Annotated in this window: 2 protein-coding genes; both read left to right on the forward strand. The window is 34.5% G+C overall.

Annotated elements, in window-relative coordinates:
- Nucleotides 1-127: 127 nt before the first annotated feature.
- Nucleotides 128-1,180 (forward strand): SIR2 family protein, encoded by a 1,053-nt coding sequence (locus A8B35_RS22920; RefSeq protein ID WP_068475861.1) that lies wholly within the window; start codon nt 128-130, stop codon nt 1,178-1,180.
- A gap of 3 nt (nt 1,181-1,183) precedes the next feature.
- The gene (locus tag A8B35_RS22925; protein ID WP_068475863.1) at nt 1,184-2,944 is read left to right on the forward strand and encodes an ATP-binding protein; all 1,761 of its coding nucleotides are present in this window, start codon (nt 1,184-1,186) and stop codon (nt 2,942-2,944) included.
- The last annotated feature ends 310 nt before the right edge of the window (nt 2,945-3,254 follow it).

Raw genomic sequence — 3,254 nt, forward strand, 5'->3', positions numbered from 1 at the left:
GGTTTCATGCAAAGAGAGACACAGCTAACGCACATTTGGCACATTTACAAGCTCCAACACACAGGCTGATTCTTCAGCTTGTAAAAGAGCCAAATTTTTGCCGACACACAGATACTATTAAGACAAGATGGATTTAAACGAAATATATCAAGAAATACAGGACAGACTTCGAAAGCAACTTGCTTTAATAATCGGAACTGGAAGTTCAATTTCGGTTGACTTTGATTTTGGTATGGGAGCTTTGGAATCTCATCTAAAATCAGTTATCCCAGTGGTTGTCAAAGGCGACAAGAAAGCAGAGAGTGAATGGAAATTAGTTTTGGAAAGCCTAGATAGGAAGGTTGATTTTGAGAACTCTTTAAATGTTGTAAAGTCTGATTTTTTACTTGAAAGTATTATTGTAGAAACTGGAAAACATGTTGCGAAGGTTAATTATAAAAATATATCCAAGATTTCTATTGGTAACATTCCGATAATAGCTCTTTTCGAGCGGCTTAAAAATGCATTATCTTATACCAACCCAATAATTGATATTATTACACCAAATTATGACTTGATAATTGAGAATGCTTTATCACATTGTGAAATAGATTATAATGATGGATTTTATGGTGGAATACAAAAGAGATTCGATTGGGGAGAATCAGAACAATTATTCAATAGATTAGAAAATAACAGTAAAACTGGCAAAGTTTATTCTAAGGTTTATCCACATATTAGATTACACAAGGTGCATGGTTCCCTTAACTATTTTGTAAAAAATGAAAATGTCTATCGGAATGATAGTTTATCTTATTTTGAAAGTATCGATGATTACGAAAGGTTTATTATAACCCCAGGAGAAACAAAGCATAAAAGAATTGTTGAGAATAGGCACTTCTATCGTGAAATGGATAATGCGATAGATAAGGCTCATACATATTTATTCATAGGGTATGGCTTTAATGACATAGATATTGACAAAAAAATATGCCAAAATATTAATCAAGTGAATCGCAGAGCTATAATTGTGACTAAAGATTTAATAGGAAATGCAAAAACAATACTCGATAAAAATCCAGAGATAATTGCAATAAGTGACAATTATAATGGAGGTGCTACAATTAGATACAAAGGAACTGAATTAGAACATAACAAACCGATTTGGCAGATTGACGAATTTGCAAATGAAATATTATAAATAATGGCGAAGCTCTTTGATTTTAATGATGAAACAGATTACGTAGGAAAAGTTGTATATGTTGACACAACTAAATTAAGTTTAGATGTAAAACCTAAGGAACTAAAACTTGCCAGAGTCGGTCGTTTGGTTGCTGTGAAAATTTCATCCGCAGTAGAAGAATGGGCAATTGCAATTGTAGAACGCGTAATTAAAAACCCATCAACTGAACAGTTGAAAAATATCGTCCAACCTAATGAAGAGGAAGAAGCTAATCCTGTAAGTGCAGATTCTATTCTTGAAAGAGTATCAAATATTGTAACAATAGCTATTGTTGCTACATTTAAAGGTAAGAAAGGAATTGAAACCAACTACTTTTCTCGTTCAATTCAAGAAATTCCTGATATTGATGCCGAAGCTTTTTCAATTGAAAGTGATAACTTGGAAAAATTCATGGGCTTGCTTTCTGCAAAATCCAAATCTGACGTTTCTCTTGATTTAGGTAAATACTCTTTAAGTGAAAAAGCTCGTGCACAATTAAATGGAGATAAGTTTTTTCAGCGTCATGCAGCAATATTAGGAAGTACAGGTTCTGGTAAATCTTGGACTGTTGCTTCTATATTAGAAAAGGCTTCAGAATTGCCAACCACTAAAATGATTGTATTTGACTTGCATGGAGAGTATTCGACGCTCAAATTTGCAAAACAATTAAGAGTTGCTGGCCCAGACGATTTGGATTCCAAAGATGAAGAAGTATTGTTCTTGCCTTATTGGTTGCTTAATTCAGAGGAAATGCAGGCAATGTTTATTGACCGTTCTGAATTTTCTGCTCATAATCAAGTTATGATGTTTCAAAAAATTGTTGGTGATGAAAAATTAAAGCATCTGAATGATAACGATAAACAGGAGGTTATAGATTCATTCACAATTGATAGCCCAGTATCTTATTGTTTAAACTCTGTAGTGGAAGAACTAAGTCGATTAAATGAGGAAATGGTGCCAGGTGCAAATGGTAAGCCAAAGAAAGGCGATTATAACGGAAGTTTTGGACGACTTTTAACTCGACTTAGCGTGAAGTTGACTGATAAAAGATATGGTTTTCTTTTTCAGCATCCAGACCAGCTTAATGATTATGATGCCTTAACCAAAATAATACAACAGCTAATAGAATTTGAAGGTGATGAGTCAGGAATAAAAGTGATAGACTTTTCAGAAGTACCAACGGATATTATGCCTATAATAATAGGCTTGGTTGCTCGGATTTTATACAATATTCAATTCTGGACAGAAAAAGAGGAAAGACATCCCCTTGCTTTAGTGTGTGATGAAGCTCATTTATATCTACCAAAGAAAGGAGAGAATAATCCGAATGAAAAAAGAGCTTTGGAAAACTTTGAAAAGATTGCTAAAGAAGGTAGAAAATATGGAGTGAGTTTATTAGTTGTAAGTCAAAGACCGTCGGATGTGAGTGAGACAATTTTGAGTCAATGTAATAATATCATGTCTCTGAGATTGTCAAATAAACAAGACCAAAGCACGGTGAAATCTTTCATGTCGGATAATCTTACTGTTTTTGCAGATATTCTTCCAACCTTAGATGTAGGTGAAACTATAGTGTTGGGTGATGCTGTTCTGTTACCATCAAGAATAATGCTTGATATGCCAAAAGAAGAAAATAGACCGTTAAGTAGCACGATTGATTTTTGGACTGAGTGGAATGAAGAAGAGAAGAAAACTGACTATAATAAAGCTGTAGAAAACTATAGAAAACAAAGTAGGAAATAGCCACCCTTCGCAACCATACACATTGCCAAGTCGCGCAAAGAAGCAAACGCACGACCAAAACTTGTCAAAGAGTATGGCTGCCCCATCACACAGGCAGACTGCGGAGAATAAAGCACGAAAACCTAACAATGTGTCATAAGTAATGCGGGGAACGTAGTGTTTATGAGGGTTTGTGCGGTTTTTAAGCCCCGCCAAATCTACGATTTGACAGGCTAATAAAAATTTGAAAGTTAACTGTAAAATCGTAGTTTTGGCTACTTAGTTATTTGAGACAGTAGTGGGTTAAATCCCGCACTACTCATACACGAAA

The organism is Saccharicrinis aurantiacus, assembly GCF_001660705.2.
GTDB lineage: Bacteria > Bacteroidota > Bacteroidia > Bacteroidales > Marinilabiliaceae > Saccharicrinis > Saccharicrinis aurantiacus.

What these genes read in the sequence shown, in the direction of transcription:
- A8B35_RS22920 (WP_068475861.1), top strand. Translation starts at nt 128, where the DNA reads ATGGATTTAAACGAAATATATCAAGAAATACAGGACAGACTTCGAAAG.
- A8B35_RS22925 (WP_068475863.1), top strand. Translation starts at nt 1,184, where the DNA reads ATGGCGAAGCTCTTTGATTTTAATGATGAAACAGATTACGTAGGAAAA.